Annotated in this window: 23 protein-coding genes; all 23 read right to left on the bottom strand. The window is 29.6% G+C overall.

The window, feature by feature from the left end:
• Positions 1 to 28 precede the first annotated feature (28 nt).
• The 23 genes from OW729_RS13095 to OW729_RS12985 all read right to left on the bottom strand — a co-directional run bounded on the left by OW729_RS13095 (position 29) and on the right by OW729_RS12985 (position 20,045).
• Positions 29 to 337, bottom strand: a complete 309-nt coding sequence (locus tag OW729_RS13095) for a hypothetical protein (protein ID WP_268061981.1) — start codon at positions 335 to 337, stop codon at positions 29 to 31.
• Positions 338 to 356: 19 nt separating this feature from the next.
• On the bottom strand, positions 357 to 749 hold the full coding sequence (locus OW729_RS13090; protein ID WP_268061980.1) for a flagellar protein FlaG: 393 nt from the start codon (positions 747 to 749) through the stop codon (positions 357 to 359).
• Between the two features lie 157 nt (positions 750 to 906).
• Positions 907 to 1,125: a carbon storage regulator CsrA gene (csrA, locus tag OW729_RS13085; RefSeq protein WP_268061979.1), complete on the bottom strand. Its 219-nt coding sequence runs from the start codon at positions 1,123 to 1,125 to the stop codon at positions 907 to 909.
• On the bottom strand, positions 1,119 to 1,556 hold the full coding sequence (gene fliW / locus OW729_RS13080; RefSeq protein WP_268061978.1) for a flagellar assembly protein FliW: 438 nt from the start codon (positions 1,554 to 1,556) through the stop codon (positions 1,119 to 1,121). Before fliW ends, csrA begins: the two co-directional genes overlap by 7 nt.
• A 272-nt stretch (positions 1,557 to 1,828) precedes the next feature.
• Positions 1,829 to 3,214 carry a flagellar hook-associated protein FlgL gene (gene flgL, locus OW729_RS13075; RefSeq protein ID WP_268061977.1) on the bottom strand — a complete coding sequence of 462 codons (1,386 nt, stop codon included), beginning with the start codon at positions 3,212 to 3,214 and terminating at the stop codon, positions 1,829 to 1,831.
• A gap of 106 nt (positions 3,215 to 3,320) precedes the next feature.
• Positions 3,321 to 5,195: a flagellar hook-associated protein FlgK gene (gene flgK, locus OW729_RS13070; RefSeq protein ID WP_268061976.1), complete on the bottom strand. Its 1,875-nt coding sequence runs from the start codon at positions 5,193 to 5,195 to the stop codon at positions 3,321 to 3,323.
• 235 nt (positions 5,196 to 5,430) lie between these two features.
• Positions 5,431 to 5,871, bottom strand: coding sequence for a flagellar protein FlgN (locus tag OW729_RS13065; protein WP_268061975.1), 441 nt, complete (start codon positions 5,869 to 5,871; stop codon positions 5,431 to 5,433).
• Complete coding sequence (gene flgM, locus OW729_RS13060) at positions 5,872 to 6,156, bottom strand: flagellar biosynthesis anti-sigma factor FlgM (protein WP_268061974.1); 285 nt, start codon at positions 6,154 to 6,156, stop codon at positions 5,872 to 5,874.
• Between the two features lie 314 nt (positions 6,157 to 6,470).
• On the bottom strand, positions 6,471 to 7,670 hold the full coding sequence (gene fliY, locus OW729_RS13055) for a flagellar motor switch phosphatase FliY (protein WP_268061973.1): 1,200 nt from the start codon (positions 7,668 to 7,670) through the stop codon (positions 6,471 to 6,473).
• Positions 7,663 to 8,658: a flagellar motor switch protein FliM gene (gene fliM, locus OW729_RS13050; protein WP_268061972.1), complete on the bottom strand. Its 996-nt coding sequence runs from the start codon at positions 8,656 to 8,658 to the stop codon at positions 7,663 to 7,665. Before fliM ends, fliY begins: the two co-directional genes overlap by 8 nt.
• 21 nt (positions 8,659 to 8,679) lie before the next feature.
• Positions 8,680 to 9,081: a chemotaxis protein CheW gene (locus OW729_RS13045; protein WP_268061971.1), complete on the bottom strand. Its 402-nt coding sequence runs from the start codon at positions 9,079 to 9,081 to the stop codon at positions 8,680 to 8,682.
• 20 nt (positions 9,082 to 9,101) lie between these two features.
• On the bottom strand, positions 9,102 to 9,464 hold the full coding sequence (locus tag OW729_RS13040; RefSeq protein WP_268061970.1) for a response regulator: 363 nt from the start codon (positions 9,462 to 9,464) through the stop codon (positions 9,102 to 9,104).
• 16 nt (positions 9,465 to 9,480) lie between these two features.
• The gene (locus tag OW729_RS13035) at positions 9,481 to 10,086 is read right to left on the bottom strand and encodes a chemotaxis protein CheC (RefSeq protein ID WP_268061969.1); all 606 of its coding nucleotides are present in this window, start codon (positions 10,084 to 10,086) and stop codon (positions 9,481 to 9,483) included.
• Positions 10,087 to 10,106: 20 nt separating this feature from the next.
• Positions 10,107 to 12,176, bottom strand: a complete 2,070-nt coding sequence (locus OW729_RS13030; protein ID WP_268061968.1) for a chemotaxis protein CheA — start codon at positions 12,174 to 12,176, stop codon at positions 10,107 to 10,109.
• 12 nt (positions 12,177 to 12,188) lie between these two features.
• Entirely contained in the window at positions 12,189 to 12,956 is a 768-nt protein-coding gene (locus OW729_RS13025; protein WP_268061967.1) for a CheR family methyltransferase, read from the bottom strand.
• Positions 12,957 to 12,966: 10 nt separating this feature from the next.
• A complete protein-coding gene (locus tag OW729_RS13020; RefSeq protein WP_268061966.1) occupies positions 12,967 to 14,076 on the bottom strand; it encodes a protein-glutamate methylesterase/protein-glutamine glutaminase in 1,110 nt (369 codons plus the stop codon).
• 16 nt (positions 14,077 to 14,092) lie between these two features.
• Positions 14,093 to 14,581: a chemotaxis protein CheD gene (locus tag OW729_RS13015; protein WP_268061965.1), complete on the bottom strand. Its 489-nt coding sequence runs from the start codon at positions 14,579 to 14,581 to the stop codon at positions 14,093 to 14,095.
• 10 nt (positions 14,582 to 14,591) lie between these two features.
• Positions 14,592 to 15,044, bottom strand: coding sequence for a chemotaxis protein CheW (locus tag OW729_RS13010; protein ID WP_268061964.1), 453 nt, complete (start codon positions 15,042 to 15,044; stop codon positions 14,592 to 14,594).
• 12 nt (positions 15,045 to 15,056) lie between these two features.
• On the bottom strand, positions 15,057 to 17,066 hold the full coding sequence (locus tag OW729_RS13005; RefSeq protein WP_268061963.1) for a flagellar assembly protein A: 2,010 nt from the start codon (positions 17,064 to 17,066) through the stop codon (positions 15,057 to 15,059).
• Positions 17,067 to 17,184: 118 nt separating this feature from the next.
• Positions 17,185 to 18,006, bottom strand: a complete 822-nt coding sequence (locus tag OW729_RS13000) for a PRD domain-containing protein (RefSeq protein WP_268061962.1) — start codon at positions 18,004 to 18,006, stop codon at positions 17,185 to 17,187.
• Between the two features lie 134 nt (positions 18,007 to 18,140).
• Positions 18,141 to 18,965, bottom strand: a complete 825-nt coding sequence (locus OW729_RS12995; protein ID WP_268061961.1) for an aminotransferase class IV — start codon at positions 18,963 to 18,965, stop codon at positions 18,141 to 18,143.
• A 15-nt stretch (positions 18,966 to 18,980) separates the two neighbouring features.
• The gene (locus tag OW729_RS12990) at positions 18,981 to 19,634 is read right to left on the bottom strand and encodes an HAD-IB family hydrolase (protein ID WP_268061960.1); all 654 of its coding nucleotides are present in this window, start codon (positions 19,632 to 19,634) and stop codon (positions 18,981 to 18,983) included.
• A gap of 66 nt (positions 19,635 to 19,700) precedes the next feature.
• Positions 19,701 to 20,045: a DUF1292 domain-containing protein gene (locus OW729_RS12985; protein ID WP_268061959.1), complete on the bottom strand. Its 345-nt coding sequence runs from the start codon at positions 20,043 to 20,045 to the stop codon at positions 19,701 to 19,703.
• Between the last annotated feature and the right edge of the window lie 278 nt (positions 20,046 to 20,323).

The raw sequence follows: 20,323 nt of genomic DNA, 5'->3' as shown, positions 1-20,323 counted from the left end.
TATTGGTATATCTTTATTAAGAATCTAATTATCTTTTTGTATCAAGAAACCTTCCGTGAATTGAATCTTCTGCTTCTTTTCCTTTAAAAGCATCTACTTCTACCTCATTTACCTTAACTGCATCTACTAGTATTTTGCCATTACTGTACTTTTTTAGTTCTTTTTCAAATTCTTCTTCATCTTTTTTCTTATGTTGCTTATTTTTATTATTGCCTTGATCTTTTTTATCTTTATCTACTTTGGCTATTCCTTTGTTTCCATGAACCTTTCCTTCCTTAGTAGCATCATTAACTATCTGACGAAGTTCAGTATCTATTTTGTTTAATCTATACTCCATAAGAATACCCCCATTGATATTATACTTTTTTATCCACAATAACTCCTGCTAATTTGCAAAGTTCTGCTACCATGTCTAATATTTTTTTGGGCGGTATTTCTTTTATAACCTCTTTTGTTTTATTATTTACTATTTTAATAACAAATTCACTTTTTAATTTATCATGCCTTTCATATTCTATGTGAGTAGCTTCTCCTTGAAGAAATTTATTTAATTTGTCTACAGCATTTTTTATCTGTTTATGTTCTATATTACTTTGATTTTCTTTTCCGTGCTCCACTTCACTGTCTATATTCTGATTTTCACCAATTGGTATTGAAATAACTTCTGTGTCTACTGAATTATTAGAAAAATTGTTGGCTATTGTCACAGGGTTGACTTGTCTTCCTTGACTTATTATAGGATCAACCATATTAACACACTCCCTTGTTTTATAAAATTATATCTTAAAATAATGTTTTTATATTATTCTAAAATACCTTAAATAACTTAAAATTTTATGCATTCAACAATTTTTAAACATATTTTTATAGATATAATAAGATTCACTCCCTTAAATACTTATTATACTATCTTTTTTTTATATTTTTTAATACAGAAATATCTACATTTATAGCTTGCTTATTTTCTTCTTCTACTTCTTTATAAAGCTCTTTTCTTAAAATAGTTACATCTCTAGGAGCTTCTATTGCAATTTTTACTGAACCATTTGCTATATCAACTATTGTAATTTCCACATTTTCTCCTATTAATATAGACTCTCCCTTTTTTCTTTTTATAGCTAACATTGAACATCCTCCTTGAATAATGGATGTTTTATCATATATTTCTCATTATTCAATATTATTTGTTCCCCTAATTTTTCTTTTATATTTATTATTATAGGAGCACGTAAATTTGTTGTTATATGTTCAACTTTAGAATTTAAAGTAACAATGCTTATTGTTACTACATCTTCTGCCTTCTGTATATTTAATCTTTTTATCAATTCATCATCAAGCTTAAACTCATAACTTTCTAGTACATCAAAAGGAGACATAATTATAAATCCAACTTCATTATCTTCAATAGAATGAAGTACACTAAAAATTTCATTTTCTTCTACAGGAAATATTATAAACTTTGTTAAATTTTCAAAGCTTGGTATTCCCTTTTTAAAAGTGAAAACATCCTTTTCTTCATACTCATGAACACCATGATACTTTGTATTTAATCTCATAAACATTCCTCGCTTTTTGTACTTTATAGTTTTTTCATTATATCTTAAATTTAGTGGTTTGAAATAAATTTTTATTTTTGATAACAACCCCTTGTCTAGGTTCTAGGTTTTAGGAAAGGAAGTAATTGAGCTAGCTGAATTACTGAATCCGCCTTTGTAACAAGTTGCAAAGAGCGTAAAGGAACTTTGCTCCTTAAAATATAGTTTTACAAAGCAAAACATCCTATCCTAGCACCCAGCACCTACCACCTAGTACCTATCTCTTAGCTTTGTTATCTAAGATAATCTAAAAGAGATGGTTGTATTACTCTAGCACTTGTTTGAAGTGACGCTAAGTATACCGTCTGCATTACTGCAAATTCCATTGTTTTTTCAGTTATATCTATATCCTCTGTCTTTGAAAGAATCTCTGTCATGTTGAAATTAGCATCTGTATTCTTTTCATGAGCACTATCCATTCTATTTTGTTTAGCTCCAACTTCTGAACGAATTTTCAATACATTATTCATAGCATCTGTGAGCTTTTGAAGATCTCCATTAACTAAATCTTTTATAGCATTCTCATCTAAAGCTGTTCCATCTGAATCTTTACCATCTAAGTGGTTAGTTATACCCCTTAGTACTTCTCTTAAATCTAGGCTCTCACCTTTTTCATTTGTAAATTCAAGTACCTCAGTAGCACACACATTATAGTCCATTTTAACTCCTTGAGATATTTGAACTGTTAATTTTTTATTTATCATATTATACTGTTTACCATCATCTGTATTAGGATCATCAGTAGTCTTTAATGTTCCACCTTCTCTTTTATTGTAAAAGATATTTGTATTTCCAGAATCAATAACTTCTGCCTTTTTAATCTCTTTTCCATTTAATTCACTAATTCCAGAACTTATGTCAATTTTTTCAGGATCTCCTGTTGATAATTTAGATTTGTCATAAACAAAAGTTATAGAGCCTTCGCTTATAACAGGCACTGCTTTTAATTTGTTTTCAAAAGGCTGTCCCGATGTATTTATCTGCTTATTTATCTCATTTGCTAATTCAGTTACATTTTTAAATTTTTTACCACTTGTATCTTTTGGCAAAGTAATTGTTTGCACTACTGTTCCACTATTTTTTAATTCTATTTTTACATCATTGCTTTTAAGGGAAGAATTTAGATCATCAATGTTTATTTTTACTTTCAAAGCGTCTTTGTAGTTAATTCCACCTACAACATCTACAGGTTTTGTAGTTCCTCTAGTTCCTCCAAACACATATTTACCATCAAAATTTGTATTTAAAATTTGGCTAATTTCTCCAACCTTTTCATTTATCTCATCTTTAATAGCTCTTCTTTCACTTGAACTATATCCAGCATTACCTGCAGAAATCAAAAGTTCTCTTACCCTATGAAGAACATCCCCTACTTGGCCTAGCGCAGTATCAGTAGTATCTAACCAATTTATTGTATCACTTATATTTTGATTATATTGCTTATTTTCAGCAATATCTGTATGCAGATTCATTGCCCTAGCTACCCTTAAAGGATCATCTGAAGGTCTTCTAATTTCTTTACCTGATGTCATCTGTTCCTGAAGCTTTTTTATATTCTCCAAGTTATTTCTCATATCTGAAAGAAAAGTATTACTTAACATTTTATTTGTAATTCTCACTTTTTATACCTCCGCTCACATTTTCTTAATCTCTAATTCCAAAAGCTTTCTTCAAAAATTCATGTGGCTCTTTTGGCAATTAACGACTAGAGATTAGCGATTTCTTTTACCTTTTTAATCCATTAATAACCACATCCAAAAGTTCATCCACTGTAGATATTATCTTAGCATTTGCTTGGTAAGCATGTTGGAATTGAACTAAGTTTGCCATTTCCTCATCTAATGATACTCCTGATATAGAATCTCTTCTTTCTTGGAAACTCTTTAAAAGAACTTCTTGATTTTTAACAACTCTTCTTGCTTCTTGTTCTTGTATTCCTAACTTGTTCACACAATCCTTAAAATAATTATCTGTTTTCATACCATTAATATCACTTTTTATTGTTTTAACACTATTTACATCATCCACTAATCCATCTTTACCAGTACACTTTTTTATAAACTCTTCTCTAGTCATTTTTTTAGGATCAATATCTTGAATTTTCATTAAAGTGTTTTTAAGTTCGGATATTGCAAGAGCTCTTTTTCCATCACTTTCTCCGTCTATGTCATTATCTTTTGCGTAAGCAAATTGATCATCATGTATTCTTGTTTTTATTTTCATTACATCTTTTAATATTTCTTCATTAACAGCTATGTTTTTAGCTGTTATTTCAGCTTCACCTGTTAACACGTCACCTAAATTATTTATTTTATCATTTTCATACTTAGCTTTGTCTTTATTTACAAAGAAAGGCATATAATCTGCACTTGATGGATCTATTGGATCTGTCGGTACACCTGCTGATGTATGTCCACTGTGTATAGTATTTACAGATAAAGCTATGGATTTAGCTAATTTATTTAATTGATCCATGTAATTGTCCACATCTTTTTGTACAGACATATAACCTTTAAGACATCCTCTATCCTCATCATTATCTAAAGCAAAAATGGCTAAATCTTTAAACTCCTTTGTGCTTCCTGAAGTTATTTCTCCGCCGTTTTTATCTATTATTAAACCATCTTTATCTTCATTATTAGGATCCTTTTGAGACCATAATACTCTTGTTTGATCTAATCTTTTATGTTCTTCTTCAGTCATTTTCACAGTAATAGTTTCTGGCTTATCTTTATCTCCATTTCTAAGGTATGTAACCTTATATAAATCTGTCTTTCCTTCAATTTTTTCCATACCTGTAACATAAGAAAATCTTCTTACAGCATCATTAGGGTTTTTCCTTACAAGAAGTCCGTTTACATCACTTCCAAGTCCATCTACATCTCCTGGAGTTACATTGACAGAATAAAATTTATCATTTTCTACTTTTATGTTAAAGTTTTCACTTAATTGGTCTAAAAGCAAATCTCTTTGATCCATTAAGTCATTGGGTTCCATTCCAGAAACCTTAACACTCATAATTTGCTGATTTAGTTTATCTAATCTCTCAAGTATTCCATTTACCTCAAAAACCGTTTGCTTTATACTATCATGAGCATTCTCTTTTACTTTTTCAAGTTGACTGTATGTGTGGTTTAACTCATTAGCTAAAGCTGCTGATTGTTGGGCTACTACTGTTCTAGCATTTGAATTTGCAGCTTGTTTTGAAAGTTCATCCCAACTTTGAAAAAACTTTCCTATTAAATTAGAAATACCATTTTCTGAAGGCTCATTGAATATACTCTCAATCTCACTTAAATATTTATCTCTTGCTTGATATTGACCTAATGTACTTTTCTCTCTTCTTACTTGGTAGTCCATAAACCCATCTCTAACTCTTTGGATAGTTGATACATCAACCCCAGTTCCTATTTGTCCTGGTCCTATTTGACTATCCATAGAAGGCATACCAAAAGGTCTTGTAGTTTCTAAAATAGCTCTTTGTCTTGAATACCCTTCTGTATTAGCATTCCCTATATTATGTGAAGTTACGTCTATAGCTCTTTGTTGAGCAAACAATCCTCTTTTTCCTATGTTAAAAGTCCCAAACAATCCTGACATTTTATCACTCCCCGTTTTTTTAAGTACTAGGTATTAGGTGCTAGGTACTAGGAAAGGAAGTAATTGAGAACACTCAATTACTGAATCCGCCTTTGTAGCTTACTACAAAGAGCGTAAAGGAGCTCCGCTCCTTTAAATGTAGTTTTACCTCCTATCCTAGTACCTATAGCATCTAGTTCCTAACACCCGTCTTTCAATCCTAGTACCTAGTACCTAGTACCTAGCACCTAATCTTTTATCTAATCTTCCCGTATCCATTGTAAGTTTTAGCTTGTCTATCTGGATTTAGAATCATAAGCATTTTATTGGTGAAAACCATTCCTTGTCTAATCAAAAGCTCATTCGTATCTTTTTGAAGCTTAACTTCATTGATCAATTTCTGTATGTCTCTAAAAGTTTTTTCTAAATCCTTATCATCTATCTCTTCAATTAAGCCGCTCATAGTTTTTTGTTTCAACTCTTCTTTAAGTATACTTCTTCTCTCAAGCTCTAGATTTGCAATATTTTGATTATGTTTTTGAATTTTTTCTACACAGCTTTCCATCTTAAATACATCATTTTTGACAATGTATTCATGTTGCTCTTCTAGACCTTTAAGTAAACCCTTTAAAGCCTCAGATTGTTTTTTCATATTCTCCTTCAATTGTGAACTGCAAACTGTAAACTCTAAACTCATTTACCCCTCTCTTCCTTTCATTATATCTATCATCTTTTTTGCAACAAGTTTTGCATCTACTTTATAAGTTCCATTTTTAATTTCTTTTCTTATTTTTTCCAATTTTTCAGCAGATGAAGTTTTATTATCAGTAATATCTAAAGTACTCAGTTCTTTCCCTGCCTTAGAAATCTCTATAGAATCTTTTTTTTCTTTAATTTTTTCTATTTTTTGTTTCTCTATTTGATTATTATTCTTATCGTATAAATTTACAGCTTTACTTATATCAGTTCTTGATATTTTCATTCCTGACACTCCTTAACCATTTCTTATCTTCTTGTTAATATTATCGAATTACTATATATAAAGTTTATATTAGTTTATAAAAAAATAAAAGGAATTACTATAGTAATTTCATTTTTAATGTTAAATTATACTACATTAAAATTTATATACAACTTAAAGCGTTTATATTTTTCCGAAAATATAAACAATTTGTGAACAACATACTTTCACATAATATTAAGCATATGAAATAAAAATGCAATTTTGATTTTTCAAAATTGCATTTTTATATTTCATATGTCGTGTTTTTTATAATACTTTGTTTTAAAATCATATTATCCTCTAAGGGATTTAACTCTTTCTTCACCACTTACAATACTTACTATTCTAACACCAAAGTTTTCATCTACAACAACTACTTCTCCATAAGCTACCTTTTTACCATTAACCAAAATTTCAACAGGCTCTTCTGCTAATTTATCTAATTCTATAAGAGAACCTGCGCCCAAACTTAATACTTCTTTTATACTCTTTTTAGTTCTTCCAAGAACCACTGAAATTTCAAGCGGAACATCAAGTATTAAATCTATATTTTGAGGAGTATTGCTAACTGCAGCCTCTCCAAGAGGTTTGAAATTAGCTGTTTGAACATTAACTTGTGGCTGTGGTTGTGGTGGTTGCGGCTTAGTTTCTTGTATGTATTGTTTTTCTTCATGGTGTTGTACTGGTTTAGGTTTAACCTCAATCTTTTCCATATTTACTTTAGAACCTTCTTTTATAGGCTGAATATTTTCACCATCTTCTTTTCCCATCATTATAGAAACTATTTTTTTTGCAGTTTTTATTGGGAGTATTTGCATAATTTTGCTATCAACTAATTCACCTATATTTAATCTAAAAGATACTTGCACTATAGGTTCATCACCTGTTATACCTTCCGCTAAAGGAGCAGTTGTATCTTCCCATATTTTAGATAATGGCGGAGAAATATTAACCTCTCTCGCAAACATTGTCGCCATTGATGTAGCAGCTGAACCTATCATCTGATTCATAGCTTCTGATACAGCACTTTCTTCTATTTCAGAAAGAGAAGTGGTTTTTTCTATCTTACCATCTCCTCCCATCATCAAATTGGCGATAACTGCTGCATCATCTATTTTCATTACAAGTAAGTTTTCGCCTAATATACCACTTGTATATTGAACTTCAAGAGCTATATTAGGAACTTCAAAACTGTCTTTTAATTTATTTAAAGTAGTAATTTCAACTTGTGGAGTAGTGATATTTACCTGCTGATTTATTATAGTAGAAAGAGCAGTAGACGCTGACCCCATAGAGATATTACCTATTTCACCTAGTAAATCCCTTTCCAAGTCAGAAATTCCATCTTCCTCTTCTACAGGAGATATATCTCCTTGTATATTGCTTTCCTCAGGTTTATCGTTTCCAACTTCATCACTAGGTGTAGAATCACTTCCCCCATTTAATAATGCATCTATTTCTTCCTGAGAAAGAAATCCGTTATCGCTACTCATAGTTTCCCACATCCTTATCAATAATATCTAATACCTGTACACCTTTAAACTTCCCGATAACCCCAGGTTTAGCATACATATAATCTTGATCCTCTACTTTTAATTTTATTGCTTCCTTAGTTGTAGTATCTAAAGTTATTACATCTCCAACAGTTAATCCTAAAAACTGTTCTACTGTTATATTAGTAACTCCTAATTGAGCAGTTACTCCTAAATCAATAACATTCACTCTCTTACGCAACTTTTGTTTAGATTCTTCTAGTATATAGGTATCATTTTCTCTAAACCAATATTGCACTACTAACTTATCTAATACCTTTTCTATACTTAAATAAGGAATACAAATATTTATAAACGTACTACTTCCATTCATCTCAACAGAAAAAGTTATCAACGCTACTGGTTCTGTTGGAGCTAATGTTTGATTTAAAGCTGGGTTTGTCTCTAGCCCTTCTATTTCAGGCTCTACTTCGAGAACATCTTCCCAAGCAAGTTTTAAATTTGCAATTAATCCTGTATTTACTTGTTTTATAATGTTTTTATCTATGTCAGTAAACTCTCTATCCTTATATTGACTAGTCCCTGCTCCTCCAAGCAAAATATCAATAACCTTATACACAAATTGAGGATTGCTTTCAAAAAGTATTGAACCACTTAAAGGAGGCATCTTGAATATAGTCAGTATAGTTGGATTAGGAACTGAATGAATAAATTCATCATAAGTTATCTGCTGAACCGTTTCTACCTTTACCTTAACGTTAGTTCTTAATTGGGCTGACAGATAATTTGAAATTATCCTAGCAAAATTATCATGTATGAGCTCTAGTGTCCTTATGTGATCTTTAGAAAACTTCTGAGGACTTCTAAAGTCATAAGGCTTAACTTTTTGTTTTTCTTCTTCCGCTTCAATTTCATCGGGATTTAATTCACCAGAGTTCAAGGCAGATAAAAGGGCATCTATTTCGCTTTGCGATAAAACGTCTGCCATATTTGTCCCTCATTTCTTTTACTAATTTATAAGTAGTTTATCTATATCTATTAAACTAACTACTCTATCCTTAAAATTTATAATTCCTTTTACATAAGGTTTCTTATTATCCTCAACTTTTTCTAATACACTCTCTTCAATCTCAAGTACTTCATCAACTTCATCTACTGTAATACCAACATGTTCATCTTCCATATTTAAAATTATTATATTATTTTGCTCCACATCATCTAACTTTTGTATACCTAATAAAAGATTTATATTTAAGAGGGAAATAACATTACCTCTTAAATTAATCAATCCTTTTATATGAGCTGGTGCTTTAGGGACCCTTGTTATTTCCATAATATCATTTATTCCTTGCACTTTTGCAGTTTCAACTGCAAACTGTTCATCCCCAAGTCTAAATATAACAACTTGCATTTTCATTTCCCCCTTTTAGGCTATTGACCTATTACTTTTCTAATAGCCTCAAGTACTCTATCTGCTTGAAATGGTTTTACAATGAAGTCTTTAGCTCCAGATTTTATAGCATCCATTACCATTGTTTGTTGTCCCATTGCACTACACATTATTATTTTAGCATTAGGATCAAATTCTTTTATAGCCTTCACAGCCTCAATACCATCCATATCAGGCATTGTTATATCCATAGTTACTACGTCTGGTTTTTCAGCCTTATAAAGTTCTACAGCTTTTAATCCATTACTAGCTTCTCCTACAATATCAAATCCATTCTTTTCTAAAATATCCTTTATCATCATTCTCATAAAAGCAGCATCATCAACAATTAATACTTTTGCCATGTCTTCATAACCTCCATTAATTTACTCCTAATGTACTCAATATTCTTTCTAAAGATCCAGGCATTGGAATATAATAAAAATGCCCACTTATTCCCTTATCATTATCATCTTCTAAAAATCTTGTCTCAATGTCAAGGACTTGTTCATCAAACTGACCAGCTTCTATAAAACTTGTGGATAATATAGCACCCAACATATCATAGCAAAGAGCTGGCACAGATGGTGTTATAAAAAGTCCTGTGAACTTTGAAATAGCATTCATGTAAGAAGCAGCTATAATATTTCCAATCTCACATAATACTGAGCTGCCCATTTCAGATATTTCCTCGCTTTCCTCCCCAGTCAATGCTTTTATCATACTAAATGCTGTTTCCCTTTCAAGTATAAATAAAATATTTCCTGGGGTATCTCCAAGTACCCTTACAAGAATTGCAGCAACAACTCTTTCTGTTCCACTATCTGAAAACACATCTTCAAAAGGAACTATATTTACAGATGGAACAGTCATATCTACTTTTTTATTTAAAAGTTGAGATAAGGCTGTTGCTGCATTACCTACACCAATATTTCCAACTTCTCTTAATGCATCTAACTGCATGGGAGTCATGTCAATATACATCATGTTAATCCCCTCCCCTCACATTAAATTAAAGCTGCTACATCAAGTATTAACGTTACTAATCCATCTCCATATATAGTAGCACCAATATACTCTTTTAGTCCTTTTAAAGTTTTTCCTAAAGATTTTATTACTGTTTCTTGTTGGCCTAATAAACCATCAACTAAAAGTCCTACTGTTCTTTCTCCAACTTTTACTATAACAATGTATTTCTTACCATTGTCCACTTTTTCAATATCCAATTTTTCATAGACTCTTATTAGTGGTATTACATTATCATTATAGATAATAACCTCTTTATTATTAGTTTTCATAACATTCTCTTCTTTATAATCAATAACCCTATCAATATATCCTAGTGATATAGCCATAGTTTCATTTCCAACTTTAACTAATAAGGCTTGTATTATTTGAAGTGTCAAAGGTAATGTTATAATAAATGTAGTACCTTTGTCAATCTCACTTACAACGTCTACTGTACCACCCAAAGAGTTAATTTTAGTTTTAACTACGTCCATACCAACTCCTCTTCCTGATATGTCCGTAACTTGTTCATTTGTACTAAATCCTTGTGCGAAAATAAGATTTCTGATATCTGCTTCACTCATTCCTTCAGTACTTATACCAACTTTTTCAGCCTTAGCTCTAACTTTTTCAACAGGAATTCCGCCACCATCATCTTCAACTTTTATAATAGCTTTTGTTCCTTCTTGATAAGCAATAAGCTTTATTGTTCCAGTTGAATTTTTCCCTTTAGCTATTCTTTCCTCTTTACTTTCTACTCCATGGTCAGCTGCATTTCTAATAAGATGAATCAAAGGTTCTCCTATTTCATCTATAACAGTTCTATCTAACTCTGTATCTTGTCCTTTTACTATAAAATCAATTTCCTTGTCTAATTCTACAGAAAGATCTCTAACCATTCTAGGGAATCTATTAAATACAGTTTCTAATGGTAACATTCTTATTTTCATTACTAAGTCTTGCAAATCTGAAGTAGTTCTAGCGACCTGCTCTAAAGTCTCATTTAATTCAGTAGATTTATAGTTAGAACTAATTTGTTCTAATCTAGTTCTATGAATTACAAGTTCTGAAACCATATTCATAAATTTATCTAATCTTTCAAGATCTACTCTTACAGATTGATGAACTTTTTTGTGAGTTCTTCTTTCCTCTGGTTTCTTTTCTACTTCTTTTGGTTTGACCTTAACTTGAGGTTCAATTTTCTTTTCTTCTTTTTTCTGTACAACTGGTTGCTGCTTTTCCTCTGACTTTTCCTCAACTTTAGATGCCATTTTTTCTTCTACATTTACATTATCGATTATAACTTCTTCAACTTCAGAGATATTTGATAAAACATTGTAAATTTCTTCTTCTGTTTTATGTGTTAAATAAATCATACTTATATCTAAATCAAAATTTTCATTTTCTAAATCATCTGCAGAAGGTATGCATTTTATTATTTCTCCATACTCTTCTAAATCCTTAAATATCAAGAACGCTCTAGCTGATTTTAATAAAGTATTTTCATCCAGTACAACTTTAATTTGATAAGGATTGAATCCTTTATCTAAAGCTTGTCTTATGATATTAACATCATATTCATTCATTTCAATAAAGCTTTCTTTTGAATCTTCCCCTGACTCATTATTATGAGTTTCATTAACAGTTTCTGCAGCTTCTTTTGATTCTTCTACTTCACCGTTATCTTCTTCTTCCTTAACAATTTTTTCTAGACCACTTATAATTTCATCTATATGAACATCGTCCTCTATACCTTCTGATATATTGTTAACCATTTGTTCAAGCGTGTCTAGACACTTAAATAATACTGTTACAACATTTTGAGTTACTTTTAGCTTTCCTTCTCTAAATTCAGATAAAACATCCTCCATTTTATGAGTTAATTCAGCCATATTGTTGTATCCCATAGTTGCTGCCATACCTTTTATTGTATGGGCTACCCTGAAGATTTCATTTAATTTATCTATATCATCAGGTTCTTGCTCTAACTCTAATAAAGATTCATTTAAAGTTTGAAGATTATCCATTGATTCTTCAAGAAACATTGATAGATATTGTGATGTGTCCACATTTTTCCCTCCTTATTGTTTCCTATAAATAAAGGTAGAAGCCTTTTCAAAACCATAATCTCTGTAATTGTATATACTTTCAGTAGCTCCTACAAAAAGTAATCCTCCTGGTTTAAGAGAAGCACTGAATTTTTTATAAATCTCTTCTTTAATTTCTTGGTTAAAATATATTACCACATTTCTGCATACTATTAAATCGAATCCCTTTTCATAAGAATCAAGTATTAAATCGTGTTTTTTAAAGTTTACCATATTTTTTATTCTTGAATCAATCAAATATTTATCACCATTTTCGGTAAAATATTTTTTTAGATGCTCATTACTAATATTTTTTATTTCAGATTTTACATATTCACCTTTTCTAGCTCTTTGTAAAATACTTTCATCTAAGTCAGTTGCTAAAATACTATGTCTTCCCTTTTCTTTTAGATTGTCTAAAATCATAGCGATAGAATAAGGCTCTGCACCTATAGAGCATGCTGCACTCCATATTTTTAAGTTCTTTTCTCTTAGCAGTAATTCTTTTTCTATCTTAACTTTTAATTCTTGAAAAATTTCAGGATTTCTAAAAAACTCTGTTACATTTATCGTTATAAAATCAAGAAACTTTTGTCTCTGTTCTTTATCTTTTTTCAGTAGAGCAACATATTCATCTACTGAATTAACTCCCACTCTAGACATTAAGCTTAGAATTCTTCTATGAAGCTGATTAGATTTATATGCAAATAGATTTATATTAAATTCTTTTAAAACCCATTCTTTAAATTTTTCTAAGTCCATACCTTCTCTCCTAGCTCTTTATAATTTTTATTATAGCTTCTGCAATATAGTCTATAGGAAATACTTTATCAACTTTGCCTGTTTCATAAGCAGCTTTAGGCATCCCATAAATAGTACATGTAGACTTATCCTCTGAAATAGTAATTCCACCATTATCTTTAACTACTATTGTGCCTTCAGCGCCATCTTTACCCATACCTGTTAAAACTACACTTAATAAATTTTCTTTATAGATCTTAGAAGCTGATATAAATAATTTATCAACAGCTGGTCTAACTCCCCAAATAGGAGGATCTGTATTAAAATGAATCTTTTTATCTCCACCTACTTCCATATGAATTCCACCTCTTGCCACATAAACCACATTATTTCTAATGCTTTCTCCATCAGTTGCTTCTACTACCTCAATTTCACTATTTGCATTTAGTCTATCAGCAAAAGCTTTAGTAAACCCAACTGGCATATGCTGAACTATAAATACGGGTATTCCTATATCTTTGGGTAATTTTGTTACTACTTTGTATAATGCTTTTGGTCCTCCTGTTGATGCACCAATAACTACAGCATTAATTTTTTTACTTCTAACATTTGAAGTAAAAATGACTTCCCTTTTTATATCTTCTTTTTTTATATCCTCTTTAATTTTTATAAACTCCTTTTTTGGTTCTTCTGTCTCAATTCTATTGTCCAAGTCATATTTTTTATCTGAATCATAATTTTTATTATAAGCAAGCTTTATTTTACTTTTAAGGGCGTCTTCAATCTTGTTTATATCTAAAGATATAGCCCCTGATGGTTTAGGTATAAAATCAAAGGCGCCATTTTCTAGACATTCAAAGGTTAAATCTGTTCCCCTTTTAGATATGCTGCTTAAAACTATTATAGGTATATTGTATCTATTCAATTTTAAATTTTTTAAAGTTGTTATGCCATCCATTTTTGGCATTTCTACATCTAAAGTTATTATATCTGGTTTTAGTTTCTGTAATTTCATAAGTAAGTCTTCGCCATTTCTACAAGTAGCTATTACTTCCATGCTATTATCAGAATTAATAATATCAGAAATAATTTTTCTCATTAATGCAGAATCATCAACTACAATAACCTTAATCTTGTCCAAAATAAAATCACTCCATCTATATTTCTTTAATTTCCATACCAACGGTTTTTATTTGTACCATTCCATCTAAAGTATTGAATATCATTGTTCTTCCTTTATTCCCCCCTATTGACTCACTTAATAAGGGAATAGATAATTCTTTCAAAACTTTTTTAACAGAATTACCATTTCTATTTCCAATATCCATAATCATACTTTTATCAGAAAAATTAAACATAGATGCTCCACCTGCAATTTTAGCTACAATACTTCTCTTGACTGCTCCTTTTTTCTCCATTTCTTCAATTAATAAAGGTATAGCAAGATCCGCAAATTTCATAGGATTATTAACCTTAGTAAATTGAGAGCTATCTGGAAGCATAATATGAGCAAGCCCGCCTATTTTCTTATGTTTATCATAAAGAGCTATTCCTATACAAGAACCCAGTCCGACAGTTATAAGTTTTTTTGGTGGTAACGCAGTATTTAAATCTGCAATTCCAACCCTCACTTCATCGTTGTTCATAATCTACACCTTATCTCAAAATTTGTTCTTTTTCTTCTCTCGTTAATATAGTAGAGAGATTTAAAAAGATTATTATTTGTTCATTAGTTTTAATTAATCCTTTTATATATCGTTTTGATATTCCTGCTACGATTTCTGGGGGCTCTTCAATATTTTCCATTTTAACGTCCCTAACTTCTGATACTATATCAACAATTATTCCTATTTTATTTTCTTCTTGCTTCGCAACAATAATTTTAGCATCTCCTTCTGACTCTTTACAATCTATATTGAATTTTTTCACTAAACTCATTATTGGAAGTATGTTGCCTTCATAATTTATTACTCCTTCTACAAACTCTGGTGAATCAGGTAACTTAGTAGGTTCAGTATAACCAAGTATCCTTTCAACTTCCATTATGTCTGTAGCATAATATTGATCATTTATTTTAAAAATCAATACTTTTATTTCACTATTATTCATAAGTATACCTCCCTATAGAATAAACTTGTCCACAATCAGTTCTCCTTTAGAATCCAAATATGCATGAATATCTTTACTAGCAATATCCAATACATATTCTTTTCCTCCAACTATAAAACATGTATTTTGATAGGCTTTATCTACCCATATATTACCTTTATCTTTAACAATAAGCTTGGTAGATACTCCTCCTTCACTTCCAACTTCTTTACATCTTATTTCATTACTAGCCTTTATCACACCACCCCTCACTACACTACGAGGATCTTCAAATATTACAGATTCACTTGCCTTAATATTTGAAACATATTCTCCCTTCCCTGTAATTGTTATTCTACCCGAACTTCTTAAATCCGAATCTTGACAATAACTTATTCTAATATTAACAGGCATAGATAAAGTATCACGAATTTTTTTAATATTTTTGTTTACTAGTTCAGCTAAAATACTAAGTTCTCTGTAAGTATTGATATTAAGTGGTCCAAAATCTATAAGTTTTTGACTCATAAGCTTTGAAAGTGTTACTTCATCCTCTACTGATTCCTTCTCAACAAGTTTTACATATTTGAAACAAATTTCGGGAATATATTTAAATTTGTTTTCAATGAGCAATTTAATCATTTCTCCATCACGCACTTTTTGTTCTATAAGATTAAGTTTTCTTATATTTTCTACTGTTTCTATAAGAGTCACTAATCCTTTGTGTAATTTTTCCAAAGCATTTACTTTACTGATTTTTGTTATTTCTTCTCCCCCAGAACATACTGTGGAATTAATAACATTTCCTAATACTTCCAAATCACCTTTAGCACATATATTGCCTTTTTCTACATTTTTTTCTACAAACAAGTTATGCCCAGCTTCTACTATCATCCCTTCCTTTACATTACCACGAATCATTATATCGCCATTAAACTTAACATTACCCGTTTTTATATCTACATCACTGTTAACTTCATGAAGTTGATGTACAACAAATAAATTTCCTTTAGCATATGGCTTACCTTCTATAGAAGCTACTATAGTATTTTCATCTAAAAGTTCGCATCCCTCTCCCGCTTTAAGAAAGAGCTTCTTACCAACTATGTGTTTTTTAATTTTGCCTTTTACATCTAGTCCATCTTTCCCAGATTTACCTTTTATGTTTACAGCTAAAATATCTCCTTTTTTTACTTCTTTAACATATCCAATACTTTTATAATCTATTCTACCAGTACTATCTTCCTCTAAATCACTTATTTGTTCTCTTGTATTAAATTTTATTTGAATTTCATCATTCACACCATCTATTGGATAAAGACCTTCTGCCACTAAAATTTCTTCAACATTTTCCATTTTAGTACAATTTTCTATGTTTTCTTCTATTATACCAAATTTAATACCCTTTGCCAGCAATTCTTGTTTAATTTCATCTTGATTATAAAGAGGAGGATTTTCTATTTTGTCTACTTCATTCTCCAAAGTTAATTGAATTTCCTCCTTAGAATCCTTAAGTTTATATGTTTTTTTAGGAACATAACTGATATTTATAAAAACCTTCATGTTATCTGGAGATATACTTATATTCATTATTCTTTGTGCAACACTTTCTTCAAAAATAACTTCTATATTGCTTTCCTCATAAACCTCTTTTTGATAATCTACTTCAACATTATCTACTAAAACTTTCATATTTCCTTTAGGAACTCTTAATATAGCTGGTCTTCCATCTTCTTTAGGATCTTTAACTATTATTTTTCCATTTTCAACCTTTATTTTTCCATTTTGAACTTTTGTTTTTTTATGTTCTAAATCTTGAATTTTTAAATCTTCCTCATTTGATTCTTTTTTATCTGATTCATCTTTATTAAAACTAAGTTCATCCTCATAAACATTAACTTTTATAGAAACTTTTCTTTTAAAAAATCTTTGTTTATTCTCTATAATTTCATATTGAATATTTTCTTTTGAAATATTCAATTCACTACTAGCTAATTCTAAACATTCATCTAAGGCTTTACCACAGAAAATTTTTTCAGCCACATAATAACCCCCTACCATTTTATGGTATAACAAAATATTCCAACAATGCATCTACTATAGTAATAAATTTATCGTTATTAATACATCATACTTTATAGATTATATATTTATGAAAATTTTAACAAGCTATAAGTCTTCTTAAGTGAAAAGCAATGTAACCAATTTCATCTTCAGGGACTTTTACATTAAAAACAGTTTCTATTTTCATTGCTACCTTTATTGCTATATTGTATTCAATGTATAAGTCTTTTTTTATCCCTTCTAAAAGTTCATTTTTTATAGGTTTATTATTATTTAACCTATCTAACATAAACTTAATATGTGTTAATGTTCTGACATATTCAAAAGATTTTTCATCTATTGTTTTATCTATAAGTTTTAATATGAAGTCCATTACATCCTTTATCTTTTTTGTATAGTTTAAAGAACTACCTACATTTTGTTTTTCTATAGCTGCTCTTATATGAAGGCATATAAACCCTATCTCATCTTCTGGAAGTTTTGTGTCAAATTCTTTATTTATAATTTCTAAAGCTTTTTGTGCTAATTCAAATTCTTTAGGATATAACACTTTTAATTCATTTAAAAAAGGATTTTCTATTTTTATTCCTTTTTTTATTCTTTGAATAGCAAAATTTATATGGTCTGCAAGTGACAAATGTATAGATTCATTTAATTTTATATTTAGTTCATTTTCAGAATAAGATATTATTTCTTCAGATATAGCAATTACTTTATTATTAATTTTTTCAAAAAGTTTACTGTAATTGCCTCCATTTTCCCCTTTTTCCTTTATAAAGAGATTCTCTATTCTCTCCTCCGGAATAGGCATATCTTTTTTTAAATCATATCCAACTCCTTTTCCAACAACTATTACTTCATCCTTTTCCCTTTGAGCTACAACAACATTATTATTTAAAATTTTTTTAATCACATACATAATATTTTCCTTTCCATAATAAATGAAAGATCATATTCTCTAGTTTCTTAAAATTAGCAGATATTATTTATAATACTTATAGAATTTTCTTTGTTTTAGATGAAATAAAAATTTTCATCTAAAACAAAGGAATCCTATTTATTAAAATTTATATATTGTTTTATAATATTGTCATAACCTAGTTTTATTTTTTCAAGAATACAATTGTTTATATCACACTTAATATGATCTACTTTATGTATAGGTAGAATCTTTGGAGAAGTGCCGCAAATAAAAAACGAGTCTATGTCATCTATATTAGTATGATGTATTCTCTCTTCTATAGCATCTATGTCTAGCTGTTTACATACCTTTAAAACATATTTTCTAGTTATCCCAGGAAGAACATCTTTTATAGGAGAAGTGTATACCTTATCCCCCTTAATAGCAAAAATAGTAGATCTGCTTCCTTCAGTTATATAACCATCATTGTCCACTAAAATAGCTTCATAAATATTTTTCTCTCTTATAAAATTATTTGTATCTTCTCTAAGTTTTGAATTTATAACCTTCGCATTTGGATTTTCTCTTTCTGCATGATATAAAGCTGTAGCTACTCCCTCTTCATACATATCTTTTGAAGGATACTTATGTTTTATAAAATAAGCCAAAAAATTTTCACTTTCATCTTCCTTGTAGTTAAATATAAGCTTTATATTTCCGAAAAATATATCGTTTACTTTACAAAGTTTATAAATTTTATTTTTAATTTCATCTTTTTTCATCCATAATTTTAACGAAGTAACCTCTGCAGAATTTTCCAATCTTTCAAGGTGATCCTCTAAAAACAATGGAACCCCTTCCACAATTCTTAAAACTTCATACAAAGATTTACCACCATTAGGGTTAAATAAATCAAATTCCTTTGAAGATTTTATATCATTGTTATAAATAAATTTTTCTCTAAAACATTCCTCCATAATACCCCTCCAATTCTATTCCCATTTTAACATCTCTATGTTATCTTTATTTTTATTAGGATTACCCCTATAATTTATAAGGTATGGCTTTCCTACAAGTTTAAATAAAGGTAAATCTGATAAAGAATCAGAAAACATGTAAGATTCTTTAAAATCTACTTCCATATTTTCATTCTTTAAAACTTCTTTTAATCTCTTTACTTTTTCTTCACCTTTACAGTTTTCTCCTTCTATTATACTATGGTATATACCATTTTGACATCTAAATTTAGTCCCAATTATTTTATCAACCTCTTTTATATTATATAATTCTTTTAAATAAATTTCTGGAGATGCTGAAATTAAATAAATTTTATATCCTTCTGTTTTTAGCTTTTTTATTGTTTCTATTGCATCTTTATATAGAATTTTGCTTAATCTTTTTTCATAAAACTCTTTCACTATATTTTTCAAATCTTCTTCATGGATTCCATTTAAAAATCTCCCAAAAGCCTCTTTTGCTTTTCCAGCATCATATATTTTAAATAAGTAAAAAAAAGCTGTTTTTAAAGTGTTTGGAAAATGAAATAATAATTTTATATCTTTTTTCAACATAAACCTGTATAGCTCTATAAACGTTTCTCTTTTAGTTAAAGTGTAATCTACATCAAATATAGCCAATTTTTCCACAAAATCACCTCTAATCTCTTCCCACATTGGAAAAAGCCGATGCAAATGCAACGACTTTTATTATTATTATTCCTCTTCTTCTAATAGTGATTCGTAATAAGCTGTAGCTTCTTCAAATTCTTTATCTTCAGGAACCACTAATTCCCCTTCTTCGCCTTCGCCAACTACTTTAAATAAATAAACAGATTCATCTTCTGAATTTTGTACAAGCGCATATTCATTACCATTATATTCAAATCCATCTACTACTTCACATGGTACAACATTACCATTTTCATCTTCTAGTTCAACAATTAGTGGTTCATGATCTCCACATCCGCATCCACATTCATGTTCATGCTCGTGGTGATGTTCGTGTTCGCTTTCGCATCCACATCCACATCCGCATTCATGTAACTTTTCTTTATCCATACTTTACCTCCTGGTATATTCTTTCTAAATAGAATAGGACTTATTATCTTATTTCTATATATTCTATATAGAACAGAAATTATTATATAGTAATATTTCTATTGTAACCTTAAATGCTAAATAATAAAAGTATTTCTATGAAAATTTTTCAAATAAATATCCACCAGCTTAGCTGGTGGTTTTTCTTAAGCCCTATAAGGGCACTTTACCAGCATTATGCCTTAAGGCACGTATAAAAATCTCGCCAGCCGCAATTTAACTATTACCTGCCACCCTTA

Source organism: Clostridium brassicae (assembly GCF_026738875.1).
Lineage (GTDB): Bacteria > Bacillota > Clostridia > Clostridiales > Clostridiaceae > Clostridium_H > Clostridium_H brassicae.
This window is presented reverse-complemented; position numbering and strand designations above follow the sequence as displayed.